The organism is Mesorhizobium sp. WSM2561 (assembly GCF_000513915.1).
Classification (GTDB): domain Bacteria; phylum Pseudomonadota; class Alphaproteobacteria; order Rhizobiales; family Rhizobiaceae; genus Mesorhizobium; species Mesorhizobium muleiense.
This window is the reverse complement of record NZ_AZUX01000019.1, coordinates 109,527-127,261: the sequence shown is the minus strand read 5'-3', so window position 1 is coordinate 127,261 and position 17,735 is coordinate 109,527. Positions and strand designations below refer to the sequence as shown.

Annotated in this window: 16 protein-coding genes; 12 read left to right on the top strand and 4 right to left on the bottom strand. The window is 63.6% G+C overall.

Translation table 11 applies throughout. The annotated features are described in order from the left end of the window. Positions 1 to 7: 7 nt before the first annotated feature. The gene (locus M727_RS0117975) at positions 8 to 598 is read right to left on the bottom strand and encodes a membrane protein (RefSeq protein ID WP_027153844.1); all 591 of its coding nucleotides are present in this window, start codon (positions 596 to 598) and stop codon (positions 8 to 10) included. 218 nt (positions 599 to 816) lie between these two features. Between M727_RS0117975 and M727_RS0117970 the strand changes: the two genes are divergently transcribed. Both M727_RS0117970 and M727_RS0117965 read left to right on the top strand, forming a co-directional pair. Continuing rightward, entirely contained in the window at positions 817 to 2,355 is a 1,539-nt protein-coding gene (locus M727_RS0117970) for a trimethylamine methyltransferase family protein (protein WP_027153843.1), read from the top strand. A 91-nt stretch (positions 2,356 to 2,446) separates the two neighbouring features. Then, the gene (locus M727_RS0117965) at positions 2,447 to 4,888 is read left to right on the top strand and encodes an FAD-dependent oxidoreductase (protein ID WP_027153842.1); all 2,442 of its coding nucleotides are present in this window, start codon (positions 2,447 to 2,449) and stop codon (positions 4,886 to 4,888) included. A gap of 107 nt (positions 4,889 to 4,995) precedes the next feature. Here the strand turns inward: M727_RS0117965 and M727_RS0117960 are convergent, their stop codons facing one another. Then, the gene (locus M727_RS0117960) at positions 4,996 to 5,772 is read right to left on the bottom strand and encodes a VOC family protein (protein ID WP_027153841.1); all 777 of its coding nucleotides are present in this window, start codon (positions 5,770 to 5,772) and stop codon (positions 4,996 to 4,998) included. A gap of 218 nt (positions 5,773 to 5,990) precedes the next feature. Here M727_RS0117960 and M727_RS0117955 point away from each other — a divergent pair, with 218 nt between their 5' ends. The 5 genes from M727_RS0117955 to M727_RS0117935 all read left to right on the top strand — a co-directional run bounded on the left by M727_RS0117955 (position 5,991) and on the right by M727_RS0117935 (position 10,454). Then, on the top strand, positions 5,991 to 7,355 hold the full coding sequence (locus tag M727_RS0117955; protein WP_027153840.1) for an NAD(P)-dependent oxidoreductase: 1,365 nt from the start codon (positions 5,991 to 5,993) through the stop codon (positions 7,353 to 7,355). A 2-nt stretch (positions 7,356 to 7,357) separates the two neighbouring features. Next, entirely contained in the window at positions 7,358 to 8,671 is a 1,314-nt protein-coding gene (gene preA, locus M727_RS0117950) for an NAD-dependent dihydropyrimidine dehydrogenase subunit PreA (protein ID WP_027153839.1), read from the top strand. Between the two features lie 349 nt (positions 8,672 to 9,020). After that, a complete protein-coding gene (locus M727_RS0117945) occupies positions 9,021 to 9,539 on the top strand; it encodes an Rrf2 family transcriptional regulator (protein WP_027153838.1) in 519 nt (172 codons plus the stop codon). Between the two features lie 15 nt (positions 9,540 to 9,554). Continuing rightward, a complete protein-coding gene (locus M727_RS0117940) occupies positions 9,555 to 10,013 on the top strand; it encodes a carboxymuconolactone decarboxylase family protein (RefSeq protein WP_027153837.1) in 459 nt (152 codons plus the stop codon). A gap of 63 nt (positions 10,014 to 10,076) precedes the next feature. Beyond that, positions 10,077 to 10,454 (top strand): DoxX family protein, encoded by a 378-nt coding sequence (locus M727_RS0117935; RefSeq protein ID WP_027153836.1) that lies wholly within the window; start codon positions 10,077 to 10,079, stop codon positions 10,452 to 10,454. A gap of 82 nt (positions 10,455 to 10,536) precedes the next feature. On the opposite strand, the gene M727_RS0117930 is transcribed toward M727_RS0117935, so the two are convergent. Then, on the bottom strand, positions 10,537 to 11,166 hold the full coding sequence (locus M727_RS0117930; RefSeq protein ID WP_027153835.1) for a TetR family transcriptional regulator C-terminal domain-containing protein: 630 nt from the start codon (positions 11,164 to 11,166) through the stop codon (positions 10,537 to 10,539). A gap of 254 nt (positions 11,167 to 11,420) precedes the next feature. Between M727_RS0117930 and M727_RS0117925 the strand changes: the two genes are divergently transcribed. The 4 genes from M727_RS0117925 to hydA all read left to right on the top strand — a co-directional run bounded on the left by M727_RS0117925 (position 11,421) and on the right by hydA (position 16,126). After that, positions 11,421 to 12,749 carry an aspartate aminotransferase family protein gene (locus M727_RS0117925; protein WP_027153834.1) on the top strand — a complete coding sequence of 443 codons (1,329 nt, stop codon included), beginning with the start codon at positions 11,421 to 11,423 and terminating at the stop codon, positions 12,747 to 12,749. 56 nt (positions 12,750 to 12,805) lie between these two features. Next, the gene (locus M727_RS0117920; protein ID WP_027153833.1) at positions 12,806 to 14,056 is read left to right on the top strand and encodes a Zn-dependent hydrolase; all 1,251 of its coding nucleotides are present in this window, start codon (positions 12,806 to 12,808) and stop codon (positions 14,054 to 14,056) included. A 154-nt stretch (positions 14,057 to 14,210) separates the two neighbouring features. Continuing rightward, the gene (locus M727_RS0117915) at positions 14,211 to 14,591 is read left to right on the top strand and encodes an endonuclease domain-containing protein (RefSeq protein WP_280944170.1); all 381 of its coding nucleotides are present in this window, start codon (positions 14,211 to 14,213) and stop codon (positions 14,589 to 14,591) included. Between the two features lie 83 nt (positions 14,592 to 14,674). After that, complete coding sequence (hydA, locus tag M727_RS0117910) at positions 14,675 to 16,126, top strand: dihydropyrimidinase (RefSeq protein ID WP_027153831.1); 1,452 nt, start codon at positions 14,675 to 14,677, stop codon at positions 16,124 to 16,126. 77 nt (positions 16,127 to 16,203) lie between these two features. Here the strand turns inward: hydA and M727_RS0117905 are convergent, their stop codons facing one another. Next, complete coding sequence (locus M727_RS0117905; protein ID WP_027153830.1) at positions 16,204 to 16,608, bottom strand: cupin domain-containing protein; 405 nt, start codon at positions 16,606 to 16,608, stop codon at positions 16,204 to 16,206. A gap of 110 nt (positions 16,609 to 16,718) precedes the next feature. Here M727_RS0117905 and M727_RS0117900 point away from each other — a divergent pair, with 110 nt between their 5' ends. Continuing rightward, positions 16,719 to 17,510, top strand: coding sequence for an ABC transporter ATP-binding protein (locus tag M727_RS0117900; protein WP_023798695.1), 792 nt, complete (start codon positions 16,719 to 16,721; stop codon positions 17,508 to 17,510). The last annotated feature ends 225 nt before the right edge of the window (positions 17,511 to 17,735 follow it).

Sequence of the window (17,735 nt, the reverse complement as noted above, 5' to 3'; positions counted from 1 at the left end):
GGCGCCATCAACGCGCGCATTGGCGTAGCTGCGCGGCGTAGTCCCTAGCCATCTGCTCGGTGGCCCGCGCATAGCGCTGCACGCCGGCATCGCCGCGGTTGCCGCGGCCATAGGCCGTCCAGCCGAGATAATAGGCCAGATAGAGATTGTAGGTGTCGTTGCGGGCGACGCCGAGCGTGTCTGATGTCTTGGAATGATACCAGCCGACGAAATCGACGGCATCGGCGAAGCTGGTGCGGCGCGCCGCCCAGCTGCCGGTCTCGCTCTGATATTGCGCCCAGGTGCCGTCGAGCGCCTGCGAGAAGCCGGTGGCGCTGGAGACGCGTTTCCAGGGAATGAAGCCGAGCAGCTTCTTGCGCGGCGGCCTGGCGTTGCTCTTGAAGCCGGATTCCTTGCGCACTGTCGCCATCAGCACGGGAACCGGCACGCCGTGCTTCCGTTCGGCGCGTTCGGCCGCCGCCTGCCAGTTGTCGAACCAGCCGTCATTCTGGTCGAAGACGGCGCAGACATCGTTGATACGGCTCGGCGGCGTGGCGCAGGCCGACAGCGCCAGCAGCACGGCAACAGCTACAATTTTACGAAAACTCGGCCTACCCATTGGAAGAGGATTAGGCCGGAATCATAAAGGGAATCTTGCAGCGTTCCTTAACGGCTGATCGGCCGCTTTGGCCGGGACACAGCGAGGTTAGATATTCCGACGTTTTCCGTCGCTTTTGTCGGCATGAAAATTCCAAAATGCCGCCTTGGCTAAAATCACGCCCGCAGGTGGCGGATTTCTGACAGCCCGATCGTCGTGCCGGCGCTTTGATGCGCCGCATGAACGAACCGAGACGCAAGCGCGGCGCCGAGCGAACCAGCAACAGGGGACCGGCCGCCATCCCGCAACTGCCGTTGCGCCGCGTGACAAATCCCTATCCGCCGATGGCGATGCTCTCGGCCGACCAGATCGAGGCGATCCACCAAGCGTCGATGCACATTCTGGAGAATTTCGGCATCGAGGTGATGAGCCCGCGGGCGCTTTCGCTATTCGAGACCGCCGGCGCCAAGGTCGATCATGCGTCGATGACTGTCCGCATCGACCGCGGCATGGTCGACGAGGCACTGAAGACGACGCGGTCCAGCTATACGCTGACGCCGCGCAATCCGGCCCACACAGTCCATCTCGGCGGCAACACCATCAATTTTACGCTCGTCGGCGGACCGCCGAACGTGCATGACATGGAACGCGGCCGGCGCGCCGGCAATTTGCGCGACTATTGCGACCTCACCCGGCTGGCGCAGCATTTCAACTGCATCCACATGCTCGGCAATCAGGTCTGCGCACCGGTGGAACTGCCGGCCAATTCACGCCACCTCGACACCTATTTCGCCAATCTGACGCTGACCGACAAGAGTTTTCACGTCTCGGCGATCGGCCGCGGCAGGGCGCTGGATGGCATCGAAATGATGGCGATTTTGCGGGGCTTGAGCCTCGACCAGATGTGCGACGATCCCGGCGTCACCACCATCATCTCGGTCAACTCGCCGCGCCGCTTCGACGAGATGATGGCCGAAGGGCTGATGACCATGGCCGAGTTCGGCCAGTCGGTCGCGGTGACGCCGTTCACGCTGATGGGGGCGATGAGCCCGGTGACGCTTGCCGGCGCGCTGGCGCAACAGAACGCCGAGGCGCTGTTCGGCGTGATCTTGACGCAGCTTGTCCGCCCTGGCGCCCCGGTCATGTATGGCGCCTTCACCTCCAATGTCGACATGAAGTCCGGTGCCCCGGCCTTTGGCACGCCGGAGAACACCAAGGCCAACATCGCCTCCGGCCAGTTGGCGCGGCGCTATGGACTGCCCTACCGGACAACGCCGGGCTCGGCCTCCAACGCCGCCGACGCGCAAGGCGCCTATGAGACGCTGATGGCGCTTTGGGGCGCGGTGCTCGGCCACGGCAATCTCGTCTACCACGCAGCCGGCTGGCAGGAGGGCGGGCTGACCGCGTCGTTCGAAAAGTTCATCATCGACGTCGAGATGATCCAGCACATGATGGAGTTCTTGCGCCCGATCGAAGTCAACGAGGCGGAACTCGCCGTCGAGGCGCTGGGTGCGGTGCCGACCGGCGGCCATTTCTTCGGCGAGCCGCACACGCTGGAGCGCTATGCCACCGCCTTCTACCAGCCGATGCTCTCCAATTGGCAGAACTACGAGGCCTGGCAGGAGGCCGGCGGGCTAGACGCCACGGCGCGGGCGACGCGGCTGTGGAAGAAGGCGCTGGAGGATCATGTCGAGCCGACGATGGATATTGCGGTGCGCGAGGCGCTGGAGGCGTATGTGGCCAGGCGCAAGGAAGCGATCGGGCAGGGCGAGCCGTGACGCTACGTTGTGCGCCTGCGAGGGGTGGCTTGGCTCCTCCCGCCCCGATTCATCTCACCCCTCCAACTTCCTGAAATAACGAGAAAAACCCATGAAATCGCATGCGAAGGTCGTGGTCATTGGCGGAGGCGTCGTCGGCTGTTCCGTGCTGTTCCATCTCGCCCGTCACGGCTGGACCGACATTGTGCTTCTGGAGCGCGACGAGCTGACTTCCGGCTCGACCTGGCACGCAGCCGGCGGCATGCATACGATCAATGGCGATCCCAACGTCGCCAAGCTGCAGAAGTACACGATCTCGCTCTACAAGGAGATCGAGGAACTGTCCGGCCAGGCGACCGGCGTGCATCTGACCGGTGGCGTGCTTTTGGCGGCGACCGAGGCGCGGCTCGACTGGCTGCGCGGCGTTGTCGCCAAGGGCCGCTATCTCGGCATCGACCTCGAGGAGATCTCGCCTGATGAGGCGGCCGAGTTGATGCCGCTGCTCGACCCGAAGCAGTTCGTCGGCGCGGTGCGCAACAAGGAGGACGGTCATCTCGACCCGTCCGGCGTCACCCACGCCTATGCCAAGGCGGCCAGAAAACTTGGCGCCGAGGTTGAGCGCTTCACCAAGGTCGAGGATATCGTGCGCCGCGCCGACGGGCTGTGGCGCGTCATCGCCAACAAGGGTGAGGTGGTGGCCGAGCATGTCGTCAACGCCGGCGGCCTGTGGGCGCGCGAGGTCGGCCGCATGGTTGGTCTCGAACTGCCGGTGCTGGCCATGGAGCACATGTACCTGATCACCGAGGACATGCCGGAGGTCGCCGCCTGGAACCAGAAGACCGGCACCGAGATCATCCACGCGGTCGATTTCGACGGCGAGCTCTATCTGCGGCAGGAGCGCGGCGGCATGCTGATGGGCACCTATGAGAAGGCCAACAAGCCATGGTCCGAGCTTCAGACACCGTGGAATTTCGGCCACGAGCTGCTGGAGCCCGACATCGACCGTATCGCGCCGTCATTGGAAGTCGGGTTCCGGCATTTCCCGGCCTTCCAGAACACCGGCATCAAGCAGATCATCAACGGCCCCTTCACCTTCGCGCCCGACGGCAACCCGTTGGTCGGCCCGGTGCGCGGCCTGCCGGGCTTCTGGGTCGCCTGCGGCGTCATGGCGGGGTTTTCGCAGGGCGGCGGTGTTGGCCTGGCGCTGTCGAACTGGATGATCGAGGGCGATCCCGGCACCGACATCTGGGCGATGGATGTCTCGCGCTACGGCGACTGGGCAACGATGGCCTACACCAACGTCAAGGTGCGCGAGAATTATTCGCGGCGTTTTTCTATCCGCTTCCCCAATGAGGAGCTGCCTGCCGGGCGGCCGCTCAAGACAACGCCGGTCTACGACCTTTTGTCGGCCAAGGGCGCGCAGTGGGGTGTGGCCTATGGGCTGGAAGTGCCGCTGTGGTATGCGCCCGAAGGCGTAAGGGACGAGTTCTCGTGGCGGCGCTCGAGCGATTTCGAGCATGTCGCAAATGAGGTGAAGACGGTGCGGACAAATGTCGGCCTGTCGGAAATCTCGTCCTTCGCCAAATACCGGGTGACGGGCGCGGGCGCGGCGGCCTGGCTCGATCGCCTGCTTGCCTGCAGGCTGCCAAAGCCCGGCCGCATGACCTTGGCCCCGATGCTGAAGGAAGACGGCAGGCTGATCGGTGACTTTTCGCTGGCCAATCTCGGCGGCCCCAATTCCAACGGGGAGGGCTGGTTCCTCGCCGGCTCCGGCATTGCCGAGCAGTATCACATGCGCTGGTTCGAGGCGCATCTGCCGCAAGATGGCTCGGTCCATATCGAGGCGCTGGGGGCGAGATTGACGGGCCTGTCGATTGCCGGACCGAGGGCGCGGGACGTGCTGGCAAAGGCTACGCGGGCGGACGTGTCGAATGCGGCGTTCCCGTTCATGGCTGTGGCCAGGATAGATATCGGCATGGCGCCATGCTTGGTTGGCCGCGTCAGCTACACCGGCGACCTCGGCTACGAGATTTGGGTGGCGCCGGAATATCAGCGTGCCGCGTACCAGACCCTGATGACGGCCGGCGAAGACTTCGGCATCGGCCTGTTCGGCGCTCGCGCGCTCAACGCGCTGCGGCTGGAGAAGAATTACGGCTCGTGGGCGCGCGAATACCGGCCGATCTATGGTCCGCTGGAGGCCGGGCTCGACCGTTTCGTCGCCTACGGGAAAGAAACCGATTTCATCGGCAAGCAGGCGGCACTGGCCGAGCGCCAGCAAGGCGGCAAGCTGCGGCTGCGCGCCTTTGTCGTCGATGCGGCAGACGCCGACGTCATCGGCGACGAGCCGATCTGGTTCGACGGCGCCGTGCGCGGCTGGGTCACGTCAGGCGGCTACGCACATCATTCGAAGACGTCGGTGGCGATGGGCTATGTGCCGAAGGAGATCGCCGACGAGGCCGATGGTTTCGAGATCGAGCTCCTGGGCAAGCGCTACACCGCCCGGGTGCAGCCGACGCCGCTGTTCGACGCGAATCTCGTGCGGATGCGCGGGTGAGGGCGCTGCCATTGCGCGGGGCCGGCGGGACAGCGCCCCCCTCTGTCCGGCAGGACAGAGGGGGGCGCGAAGGATCGCCCACCTCGACAAGCATGACGCCGGCCCAGCTACCGCACCGGCGCCGTTAGCGCGAAATGAGCACCCTGCGGGTCCGTGCACATCACGATCCAGCCGCCGCCGGGGACCTCCATCGGTCCTATCAGGATCGTGCCGCCATTATCGGTGACGCGCTTGGCCGCCGCGTCGATTGCGGGAACGTTGAAATAGAACTGCCAGACCGGCACCGGAACCTGCTCGGACTTGTTCATCATGCCGCCGACAGGTTCGCCGCCGGCGGCAAACAGCTGGTAGGTGCCCATCGGCCCCATATCCATGGCGTCGCCCTTGGTCCAGCCGAATTGCCCGGCATAGAAATCGAACGCCGCCCGCCAGTCGGTCGTGTAGAGTTCATGCCAGCCGATATTGCCGGGAGTAGTAGCCGGCAACGGCGGCTGGTCAGGGCCAATCGGCTGCAGGAAATTGAACACCGCGCCTTGCGGATCGGCGACGACGGCAAAGCGGCCGACGCCCGGAATGTCATCGGGTTCGCGGTGAACCGTACCGCCGGCCTCCTTCAGCGATTTCGTCGAAGCATCGACATCCCCGGTGTGGATGTAACCGATCCAGGCCGGCGGCATGCCCGTCTGGCGCACTTCGTCCGGCTGCGTCATCAGCCCGCCGACGCCGCGCTCGCCGACATTCATCACGATATAGCGCGGCATGCCGGGCGCGCCGTCGAAGGGCTGCGCCTTCCAGCCGACCACGGCGGTGTAGAACGCTTCGGCAGCGTCGAGATCGGTGGTCATCAGCTCGTACCAGAAGAAGGACATCGGGGACATTGGCATTGTCGTGCTCCTTGGGTTTCCAGTCAGCGATCATGCGTGATCCATCTAGGACGATCTTCGCGACGGAATTCCGACAGCCAAGCCCAATATAGAAAACATGAGTATAGATATCATGTTTATGTCGTGGCTTTTCAGCGGCTTGCGTCGAAAATTGACCAATTGATAAAAAAACAAAACGTGCTAGCCTTCCGCAAAACAACAAGGAATGGGGAAGCGGAATGGCGACTGGTCATTTCAAGCAGGGCATTGCCGGCGGGCGGCTTTCGCTCGAGCAATATGCCGATAATTTTTCCGACCTGCATCCGCCGCTCGATCATCACGAGGCGCTGGTCGAGTCCGATCGCTGCTATTTCTGCTACGACGCGCCGTGCATGAACGCATGCCCGACCTCGATCGACATCCCGCTGTTCATCCGCCAGATCTCGACCGGCAATCCGATCGGCTCGGCCAGAACGATTTTCGACCAGAACATTTTGGGCGGCATGTGCGCCCGCGTCTGCCCGACCGAGACGCTGTGCGAAGAGGTCTGCGTGCGCGAAGTGGCGGAAGGCAAGCCGGTGCAGATCGGCCGCCTGCAGCGTTATGCCACCGATTTCGCGATGGCTGAGAACAAGCAGTTCTATGCGCGCGCCGCTCCGACCGGCAAGACGGTCGCCGTGGTCGGCGCCGGACCGGCCGGGCTTGCCGCCGCCCATCGGCTCGCCCGCCACGGTCACGACGTGACCATCCTCGAGGCGCGCCCGAAAGCCGGCGGTCTCAATGAATACGGCATCGCCGCTTACAAGAGCATCGACAATTTTGCCCAGGCCGAGGTCGACTATGTCATTTCGATCGGCGGCATCGACATCCAGAACGGCAAGGCGCTTGGCCGCGATTACCAGCTGTCGGACCTGACCAGGAATTACGATGCGGTGTTCCTCGGCATGGGGCTTGGCGGCGTCAACGCGCTGCGCGCCGACGGTGAGGACGCGCAAGGCGTCACCAATGCGGTGGAGTTCATTGCGGAGCTTCGCCAGGCCAGCGATCTTGCCAGCCTGCCGGTCGGCCGGCGTGTCGTCGTCATCGGCGGCGGCATGACGGCGATCGACGCGGCGGTGCAATCAAAGCTGCTCGGCGCCGAAGAGGTGACGATCTGCTACCGGCGCGGCCAGGAGCACATGAACGCCTCGGAATTCGAGCAGGACCTGGCTGCAGCCAACGGCGTCATCATCCGTCACTGGCTGCAGCCGAAACGGGTCATTGCCGAAGGCGGCAAGGTCAGCGCCATCGAGCTCGAATATACGGCGATGCAAGGCGACAAGCTCGTCGGCACCGGCGAGCGGCTGACGCTCACCGCCGACCAGGTGTTCAAGGCGATCGGCCAGAGCTTTGTCCCGGCTGCGCTCAACGGCAGCGGCGCCTTGCTGGCGCTGGAAGCCGGCCGCATCAAGGTCGACGCCGAAGGCCGCACCTCGCTGCCAGACGTATGGGCCGGCGGCGACTGCATCTATGGCGGCGACGACCTCACCGTCTCGGCCGTCGCGCAAGGGCGCGACGCGGCCGAATCGATCCACCGGGCACTGACCTCGAACGGGAGGGCATGAGCATGGCAGATATCAGAAACAATTTCGTCGGCATCAAATCGCCGAATCCGTTCTGGCTGGCCTCGGCGCCGCCGACCGACAAGGCCTACAATGTCATCCGCGCCTTCAGGGCGGGCTGGGGCGGCGTTGTCTGGAAGACGCTCGGCGAGGAGGGTCCGCCGGTGGTCAATGTCAACGGTCCGCGTTACGGCGCGATCTGGGGCGCCGACCGCCGCCTGCTCGGCTTGAACAATATCGAGCTGATCACCGACCGCGATTTGCAGGTCAATCTGCGCGAGATCAAGCAGGTCAAGATGGACTGGCCCGACCACGCCATCGTCGTCTCGCTGATGGTGCCTTGCGAGGAGCATGCGTGGAAGGCGATCCTGCCGGTGGTCGAGGAGACCGGGGCCGATGGCATCGAGCTTAATTTCGGCTGCCCGCACGGCATGTCGGAACGCGGCATGGGTGCCGCCGTCGGCCAGGTGCCGGAATACATCGAAATGGTAGTGCGCTGGTGCAAGGCCAACACCCGCATGCCTGTCATCACCAAGCTGACGCCGAACATCACCGATATACGCAAGCCGGCGCGTGCCGCCCTTGCCGGCGGCACCGACGCGGTGTCGCTGATCAACACCATCAATTCGATCACCGGCGTCAATCTCGATAGTTTCGCACCGGAGCCGACGATCGACGGCAAGGGCTCGCATGGCGGCTATTGCGGCCCGGCGGTGAAGCCGATCGCCATGAACATGGTCGCCGAGATCGCCCGCGATCCGGAAACGCACGGCCTGCCGATCTCCGGCATCGGCGGCATCACCACCTGGCGCGACGCTGCCGAATTCATGGCGCTCGGCGCCGGCAATGTGCAGGTGTGCACGGCGGCGATGACTTATGGCTTCAAGATCGTGCAGGAGATGATCGCCGGCCTCGAAAACTGGATGGACGAGAAGGGCCATGCCTCGCTCGACGATATCGTCGGCCGCGCCACGCCCAACGTCACCGACTGGCAATATCTCAACCTTAATTACGTCGCCAAGGCGCATATCGACCAGGAGGCCTGCATCAAATGCGGCCGCTGCCACATCGCCTGCGAGGACACCTCGCACCAGGCGATCACCAGCATGGTGGATGGCAAGCGGCATTTCGAGGTGATCGAGGCCGAATGCGTCGGCTGCAACCTCTGCGTCAATGTCTGCCCTGTCGAGAACTGCATCACCATGGAGCCGCTGGCAGCCGGCGTCATCGACCAGCGCACCGGCAGACCGGTGTCGCCGGTCTACGCCAACTGGACGACGCATCCAAACAACCCGATGGCCAAGGTGGCCGCGGAGTAAGTTTGGTCGAAGCGCCAGATCGGTTTCGTCCGGTTGAATCCTCGAGGTTGGCGCTGCCTCTCATCCGCCTGCCGGCACCTTCTCCCCGTGAACGGGGAGAAGCCCGCTGGCCGCGGCCTTGGCTCTCTATTCTGCAACGCTGGAGATTGGCGAAAACGTCGATGCCGGCGTCTTTCTCCCCGTTTCACGGGGAGAAATGCCCGGTCCACCCTCCGCAGCTGCTGCGGAGGACGGGCAGGGCAATGAGGGGCAGCTCAACCCTTTGAAAAGGAACCGTAGGCCCGGATATTCCTATTGCGGATAAAAATTATCCACGATAAGATATATCCATGAATTGGGACTCAGAAAAATGAAGCTGGGCGAGGGCGTTGAAGCGGCCATCCACTGCGCCGCCATGCTTGCCGGCGTGGAAGGCGCGGCGACCATGCCGGGTGCTGCCATGGCGGAAGCGTTCGGCCTGTCGCCAAGCTATCTGCTCAAGCATCTCAACGCGCTGACGGCGTCGGGCATCCTGGAATCGGTGCCCGGGCCGTCGGGCGGTTACCGGCTGGCGCGGCCGGCGGAGCGCATAACGCTGCTCGACATCGTGCTCGCCGTCGAAGGACGCGAACCGGCCTTCCGTTGCGGCGAAATCCGTCAGCGCGGGCCGGCCAGGCTCGATGCCTCGGCCTATGTCAAACCTTGCGGCATCAGCGTCGCGATGCTGAAGGCCGAGCGCGCCTATCGCGCCGCTCTTGCCGAGGCCCGGCTGTCCGACATCGTGGCGGAATACGTGAGCGATGCCGATCCCCGTTCGGTCGCCGCCAACTGCGCCTTCGTCGAGCGCCATCAACGACCGCAGAAATCCAGTTCAACCAAGCAAGCGTGAAAGGCAAAAAAGACGATGAAACAGCGGCTGCAATTCTTCGGCGCGGCGCCGGAAATCATGAAGGCGGTGTCGGCGCTCAACAAGGCGGTCGACGAATGCGGGCTCGAGGAAGGCCTGCTGCATCTGGTCAAGCTGCGGGCGTCGCAGATCAATGGCTGCTCGTACTGCGTTGAGATGCACAGCCGCGAGGCGCGCCGTGATGGCGAGACCGAGCAGCGGCTCTATCTCGTCTCCGCCTGGAAGGAATCGCCGCTGTTTTCCGAGCGCGAACGCGCTGCCTTCGCCTGGACCGACGTGGTGACGAAGATCGCCGACAGCGGCGTGCCGGACGATCTCTACGCTCGCACGCTTGAACACTTCTCGGAAGAGGAATTGGTCAAGCTGTCCGTCGCGATCGGCATGATCAACACCTGGAACCGGCTCTGCGTGCCCTTCCACGCCATTCATCCGGTAGCGGCGGCCAAGGCCGCCTGAGCGGACGAAACCGGGTGCGCGGCCTTAACGCCGCGCGTCTCTTTTTGCTTTGGGATCAAGACCATGTTGTTGAATTTTGAGAATGAGATTCTGGTTGCCGCACGCCTGCTGCTTGGCGGCGCCTTTGTCTTTGCCGGCCTGCGCAACATCCAGAATGCAGGCTTCCTGACCCAGCTGATGACGACGCGAGGCGTGCCACAGGCGCGGCTGGCGCTGTGGCTGGGGATCGTCCTGCAAATCGTTTCCGGAGCGCTGGTGATATCAGGTGTCTGGACCGCTGCCGCGGCTCTGTGCCTGGTGCTGTTCCTGATCGTAGCCACGCCGATGTTCCACAATTTCTGGGATCATCAGGGGCCCGAGCGCGCGTCGCGCATCAACGGCTTTGTCGGCAACGTGGCGCTGACTGGAGGATTCCTGGCGCTGGCAGCGCAGCCGCTTTGACGGTTTGGTGGCCGCCTCGCGGAGGCAGCCGCCGCAGCCTCTGGCAAACGGTCTCAACCTGTCAAACCCTATTGCTGAAGCGTCAGCTCTTCGGCTTCAGCCCGTCGATGAACAATTGCTCAAGAAACGTTGCAGCATCCTCGAAGCGGCCGTCGCCGCCGCGGTCGGGGCCGAGCACGGCGCGGACCTGAACGTCGAAATCGGCATAGTGCTGCGTCGTCGCCCAGATCGAGAAGATCAGGTGCCAGGGGTCGGTGGGCGCGATCTTGCCGGCGCGCATCCAACCCTTGATGACGGCGGCCTTCTCATCGACCAACGTCTTCAGCTCGCCTTCCAGCATCGGGATGATGCGCGGCGCGCCCTGCAGGATCTCGTTGGCGAACAGGCGGCTTTCCCTGGGGAAATCGCGCGCCATTTCGAGCTTGCGCCTGATATAGCTGCGCAATTCGGTCAATGGATCGCCGATGTCGTCGAGTTCGCGCAGCGGCGCCAGCCAGGTATCGAGAAGCCGCTGCATCAGCGTCTCGTGGATATCCTCCTTGCGGCGGAAATAGTAGAGCAGGTTCGGCTTCGACATGCCGGCGGCTTCGGCGATCTGGTCGATGGTCGAACCGCGAAAGCCGCTGGTCGAGAACACCTCGAGCGCCGCCTCCAGGATCAGCTCGCGCTTTTCCTGCTGGATGCGGGTGCGGCGAGGGGCGGGAATTTCCATGTCGGCCGTCACCGCGGCATACCATGGCTTGGAGAGCCGTCTGGACCAATTCTCTGGACCAGTTTTTCTCCGGCCTGTGGAGCGCGCCTCAGCTGCCGCATTTCCGCTAGTAATCCCTTGACCGCCGACAGGGCGGTGCTAACGTTTGTCCAATCGGTCAAAATTTGCGTAGCACGAAAACGCAGCAGAGACCAAGTGTCGGGAAGACCAAGCGTTAGCCGCACCGAAACAGGTTACAAGGGGAAGTCTTGGTCATGTCCAACCGGCTGAAAGTCACGCCGAACGATCTCAGCGCATTCTGGATGCCGTTCACGGCAAACCGGCAGTTCAAGCAGGCGCCGCGCATGATGGTGTCCGCCAAGGACATGCATTACACGACGAGCGACGGTCGCACGGTTTTAGACGGCACTGCCGGCCTGTGGTGCGTCAATGCCGGCCACTGCCGGCCGAAGATCACCGAGGCGATCCAGAGCCAGGCCGCCGAGCTCGACTATGCGCCGGCGTTCCAGATGGGTCACCCGATCGTCTTCGAATTGGCGAACCGTTTGGTCGACCTGGCGCCGGAGGGCATGGACCACGTGTTCTTCACCAATTCCGGATCGGAATCGGTCGAGACCGCGCTGAAGATGGCGATCGCCTATCACCGCGCCAGAGGCGAGGGCTCGCGCACCCGCCTGATCGGCCGCGAGCGCGGCTATCACGGCGTCAATTTCGGCGGCATCTCGGTCGGCGGCATCGTCACCAACCGCAAGATGTTCGGCACGCTGCTCGGCGGCGTCGACCACATGCCGCACACCCACCTGCCCGAGAAGAATTCGTTCACCAAGGGCGTGCCCGAGCATGGCGCGGAATTGGCCAACGAGTTGGAGCGCATCGTCGCGCTGCACGACGCCTCGACCATCGCGGCCGTCATCGTCGAGCCGGTGGCGGGTTCCACCGGCGTCATCCTGCCGCCGAAGGGCTATCTCGAGAGGCTGCGCGAGATTTGCACCAGGCACGGCATCCTTTTGATCTTCGACGAGGTCATCACCGGCTTCGGCCGTCTCGGCACGCCGTTTGCCGCCGACTATTTCGGCGTCACGCCCGATATCATGACCACCGCCAAGGGTGTCTCCAACGGCGTAATTCCGATGGGCGCGGTGTTCGTCAAGAAGGAAATCCACGACGCCTTCATGACCGGCCCCGAGCATATGATCGAGTTCTTCCACGGCTACACCTATTCGGGCAATCCGATCGCCTGTGCGGCGGCGCTGGGCACGCTCGACACCTATAAGGAAGAGGGCCTGCTGACCCGCGGCCAGGAACTGGCGCCGTATTGGGAAGACGCGCTGCATTCGCTGAAGGGCGAGCCGAACGTCATCGACATCAGAAACATCGGCCTGATCGGCGCGATCGAGCTGGCGCCCATCCCCGGCAGTCCGACCAAGCGTGCCTTCTCGGCTTTTGTGAAAGCGTTCGAGCGCGGCGCGCTGATCCGCACCACCGGCGACATCATCGCGCTGTCGCCGCCGCTGATCATCACCAAGGGCCAGATCAACGAATTGATCGACCATGTGCGTGAAGTGCTGAGGGCGGTGGATTGAGAAACGCGGCGCAGCTTTCCCTGGGGGACGCTGCGCCATCGATGAGGTTTTAGAAAATGGCCGCTCCGGGCGAGAATCTGCGAATCGATTCAGACCGTTTGTGGGATTCGATAATGGAGATGGCGAAGATCGGCCCCGGCGTTGCCGGCGGCAACAATCGCCAGACGTTAACCGATGCGGACGGCGAGGGGCGGCAGCTGTTCAAGCGCTGGTGCGAGGCGGCGGGACTTGAAATGGGCCTCGACGAGATGGGCACGATGTTTGCCCGCCGCGAGGGCACCGAGCCCGATCTGCCGCCGGTCTATGTCGGCAGCCATCTCGACACCCAGCCGACCGGCGGCAAGTATGACGGCGTGCTTGGCGTGCTCGGCGGCCTGGAGATCGTGCGCTCGCTCAACGAGCTCGGCATCAAGACAAAACATCCGATCGTCGTCACCAACTGGACCAACGAGGAAGGCGCGCGTTTTGCGCCGGCGATGATGGCATCCGGCGTATTCGCCGGCGTCCTCGACCAGGCCGACGTGTACGAACATGTCGACAAGGACGGCAAGAAATTCGGCGAGGAGCTCGAACGCATCGGCTGGAAAGGCAGCGAGAAAGTCGGTGAGCGCAAGATCCACGCCTTCTTCGAGCTGCATATCGAGCAGGGCCCGATCCTCGAGGACGAGGGCATCGACATCGGCGTCGTCACCCATGGCCAGGGATTGAAATGGCTGCAGGTGACGCTGACCGGCAAGGAGGCGCATACCGGCTCGACGCCGATGCCGAAGCGCCGCAATGCCGGGCTCGGCATGGCGCGGGTGATCGAACTGGTGCACGAGATCGCCATGGACTACCAGCCCGACGCCGTCGGCGCGGTCGGCCACATGGAGGTCTATCCGAACTCGCGCAACATCATCGCTGGCCGCACCATGTTCACCATCGACATCCGCTCGCCGGAAAAGGAAGTGCTCGACGCCATGGACGGGCGCATCCGCGAAGGCATCGACACGATCTGCGAAGCGCTCGACATCAAATATCAGATCGACCAGGTCGGCCATTTCGATCCGGTGACTTTCGATCCGGGCTGCGTCAAGGCTGTGCGGGATGCGGTCGAGCGCCTGGGTTATACGCATCGCAACATCGTCTCCGGCGCCGGCCACGACGCCTGCTGGATCAACCGCGTCGCGCCGACGGCAATGGTGATGTGCCCCTGCGTCGACGGGCTGTCGCACAACGAGGCCGAGGAAATCACCAAGGAATGGGCGGCGGCCGGCGCCGATGTGCTGTTCCACGCGGTGCTGGAGACAGCGGTGATTGTGGAGTGAGACGTCGGCGCTGTACCCCCACCCCTAACCCCTCCCCACAGGGGGGAGGGGGACTGGCAATGCCGGCTCCTCTTCCTGTGGCGAAAGCTTTGATGGGTTCAGCTGTGATAGTGCGACGAAAAGCTTCCCTCCCCCTTGTGGGGAGGGATTGAGGGTGGGGGTACTCGTCTTGGCACCGACCCCGATCGATCCAACCGCCATAAAGCGTGCCAGGGCACTGCGCCGGAACATGACGGAAGGCGAGCGCAAGCTCTGGTCTGAATTGAAAGAGTTCCGTCGCCTCTACGGCCTGCATGCCAGGAAGCAGGCGCCGATCGGACCTTATATTGCGGACTTCGTGTTGCATGAGAAGAACCTCGTCATCGAGGTCGATGGAGAGCATCACTTCACGCCGGAGCAGATGGACAAGGATCGAATACGCGATGCATGGTTTGGCCGACAGGGCTATCGTGTGCTGCGGTTTTCGACAGGAGACCTGGCAAATTCTTTCGACGGTTGCGTCGAGGAGATATTGCGGGAAGTTGGAGTCATGTAGAGGCCGTTCAGGGCTCGATCCCGAACCGATCTGATCAAGCAGGCCGCTCACCAAGAAGCGCGAAGAGAACAAGGGAACAAAAAATGTCCAAAGTCATCAAGAACGGCACCATCGTCACCGCCGATCGAAGCTGGAAGGCCGACGTGCTGTTCAAGCACGGCAAGATCATCGCCATCGGCCCGGACCTGCATGGCGATCACGAGTTCGACGCCAGCGGCTGCTATGTGATGCCGGGCGGCATCGATCCGCACACCCATCTCGAAATGCCGTTCATGGGCACCTATTCGGCTGACGATTTCGAGAGCGGCACGCGCGCCGCACTTGCCGGCGGCACCACCATGGTTGTCGATTTCTGCCTGCCGGCGCCGCAGCAGTCGCTGCTTGAGGCCTTGCAGATGTGGGACAACAAGACCTCGAAAGCCTCCTGCGACTATTCCTTCCACATGGCGATCACCTGGTGGGGCAAGCAGGTGTTCGACGAGATGGCCACCGTCGTCGACAAGGGCATAACCTCGTTCAAGCACTTCATGGCCTACAAGGGCGCGCTGATGGTCGACGACGACGAGATGTATTCGTCGTTCCAGCGCTGCGCCGACCTTGGCGCGCTGCCGCTGGTCCATGCCGAGAATGGCGACGTGGTGGCGGCGCTGTCGCAGAAGTTGCTGGCCGCCGGCAACAACGGCCCCGAAGGGCACGCCTATTCTCGCCCGCCGGAAGTGGAAGGCGAGGCGACCAACCGCGCCATCATGATCGCCGACATGGCCGGCGTGCCGCTCTATGTCGTGCATGTCTCCTGCGAGCAGGCGCACGAAGCCATTCGCCGGGCGCGGCAGAAGGGCATGCGGGTGTTCGGCGAGCCGCTGATCCAGCATCTGACGCTCGACGAGAGCGAATATTTCAACAAGGACTGGGACCATGCGGCGCGCCGCGTCATGAGCCCGCCGTTCCGCAACAAATTGCACCAGGATTCGCTGTGGGCCGGCCTGCAGGCCGGATCGCTTCAAGTTGTGGCGACCGACCATTGCGCCTTCACCACCAGTCAGAAGCGCAACGGGGTCGGCGATTTCACCAAGATCCCGAACGGCACCGGCGGGCTCGAGGACCGCTTGCCGGTGCTGTGGACCAGCGGGGTCAATACCGGCCGGCTGACGATGAACGAGTTCGTCGCGGTGACCTCGACCAACATCGCCAAGATCCTCAACATGTATCCGAGGAAGGGCGCCATCGTCGAAGGCGCCGATGCCGACATCGTCGTCTGGGACCCGAAGCGCAAGAAGACGATCACTTCCAAGAAGCAGCAGTCGGTGATCGACTACAACGTCTTCGAAGGTTTTGAGGTGACCGGCCTGCCACGCTTCGTCTTTTCGCGCGGCGAATTGTCGATCCAGGAGAACGAGGTCAAGGCGAAGCCCGGCCCTGGCGAATTCGTCGGCCGCGAGCCGAATGCCGCGGTCAATCGGGCGCTGTCGACCTGGAAGGAAATTTCCGCGCCGCGCAAGGTGGAACGATCAGGCATTCCGGCGACCGGGGTGTGAGCTTGCGCGGGTTTGTCGAAGTCGGCGCCGCCCCTCAGGGGCAGCGCAAACCTGAAGCGATTGCACTGAAGCCGGCCTCAGGCGACCAGCCCATCCAGTTGCGGCAGCAGCACGACGCTTTCCTGTTCGTTGGGATCGGTGCGGGCGATGACCGCCGAGGCCGGGCTGTCGCTCAGATTGGCCGGCAGATGCGGCACGCCGGCGGGAATGTAGAAGAGGTCGCCGGCCTTGGCCACGGTCTGCTGCTCGAGCCGGTCGCCATACCAGGTATGGACCTCGCCGGAGAGCACATAGATCGCCGTCTCATGGCTTTCGTGCATATGCGCCTTGGCGCGGGCACCGGGCGGCATGGTGAGCAGGTGCATGCAGATGCCGGTAGAGCCGACCGTCTCGGCGGCGATGCCGGTGAAATAACTCAGTCCCTGCTTGCCTTCATAAGAGCCTTCGGGGCGGATAAGATGGCAGGTGGGTTTGGACGACATCGGGCAAACTCTCGATCGAGTGGGACAAGATAAGTGGAAAGCAGCATTTTGGCAAAAGCAACGGGAGTGCGGCCGGCGCGGCGGCGGCGCGAAAAGCCAGGCTGCGGCCTATGACCGGACAGTCGCCAGCCGTCGTTTCGGCAAGCAAGCTCGGCCTGACCTTCCAGACCAGTGACGGTCCGGTGCAGGCGCTGTCGAATGTCGACCTGACCATCGGCAAGGGCGAATTCGTCTCCTTCATCGGGCCGTCCGGTTGTGGCAAGACGACCTTGCTGCGGGTCATCGCCGATCTGGAAAAACCGACATCGGGAAGCATCGCCGTCAACGGCATGACGCCCGAGCAGGCGCGCCAGAGCCGCGCCTACGGCTATGTCTTCCAGGCGGCAGCACTTTATCCCTGGCGCACGATCGAGCGCAATGTGGCGCTGCCGCTGGAGATCATGGGCCTGTCGAAGGCAGAGCAGGCGGCGCGCATCAAGCGCACGCTCGATCTCGTCAACCTGGCCGGCTTCGAGCAGAAATACCCGTGGCAGCTTTCCGGCGGCATGCAGCAGCGTGCCTCGATCGCGCGGGCGCTGGCCTTCGATGCCGATCTTCTGTTGATGGACGAGCCGTTCGGCGCGCTGGACGAGATCGTGCGCGACCACCTCAACGAACAGCTGCTGGAGCTTTGGGATCGGACCAACAAGACCATCTGCTTCGTCACCCATTCCATTCCCGAGGCGGTCTACCTGTCGACGCGGATCATAGTCATGTCGCCGCGCCCGGGCCGCGTCAGCGATGTCATCGAATCGACGCTGCCGAAAAAGCGGCCGCTCGACATTCGCGAGACGCCGGAGTTTTTGGCGATCGCGGCGCGGGTGCGTGACGGGCTCAGGGCAGGGCACAGCTATGAGGATTGAGCGGGATGGGCTCTCTCCTCTCCCCGACGGTGCCAGCGGGCCCACCCATGGTTTCGTCATCCTAGGGCGGAGCCGCCGCGAAGCGGCGTTCATCGAGAGCACGGCCAACCACGCCTTCGTCATCCTAGGGCGAAGCAAGGAGCGAAGCGACGCGGCGCAGACCCTAGGATCCATGCCGTTACCTCCCCGCTCCGCAACGGTGCGGAACATCGCTCCCTGTCTTGA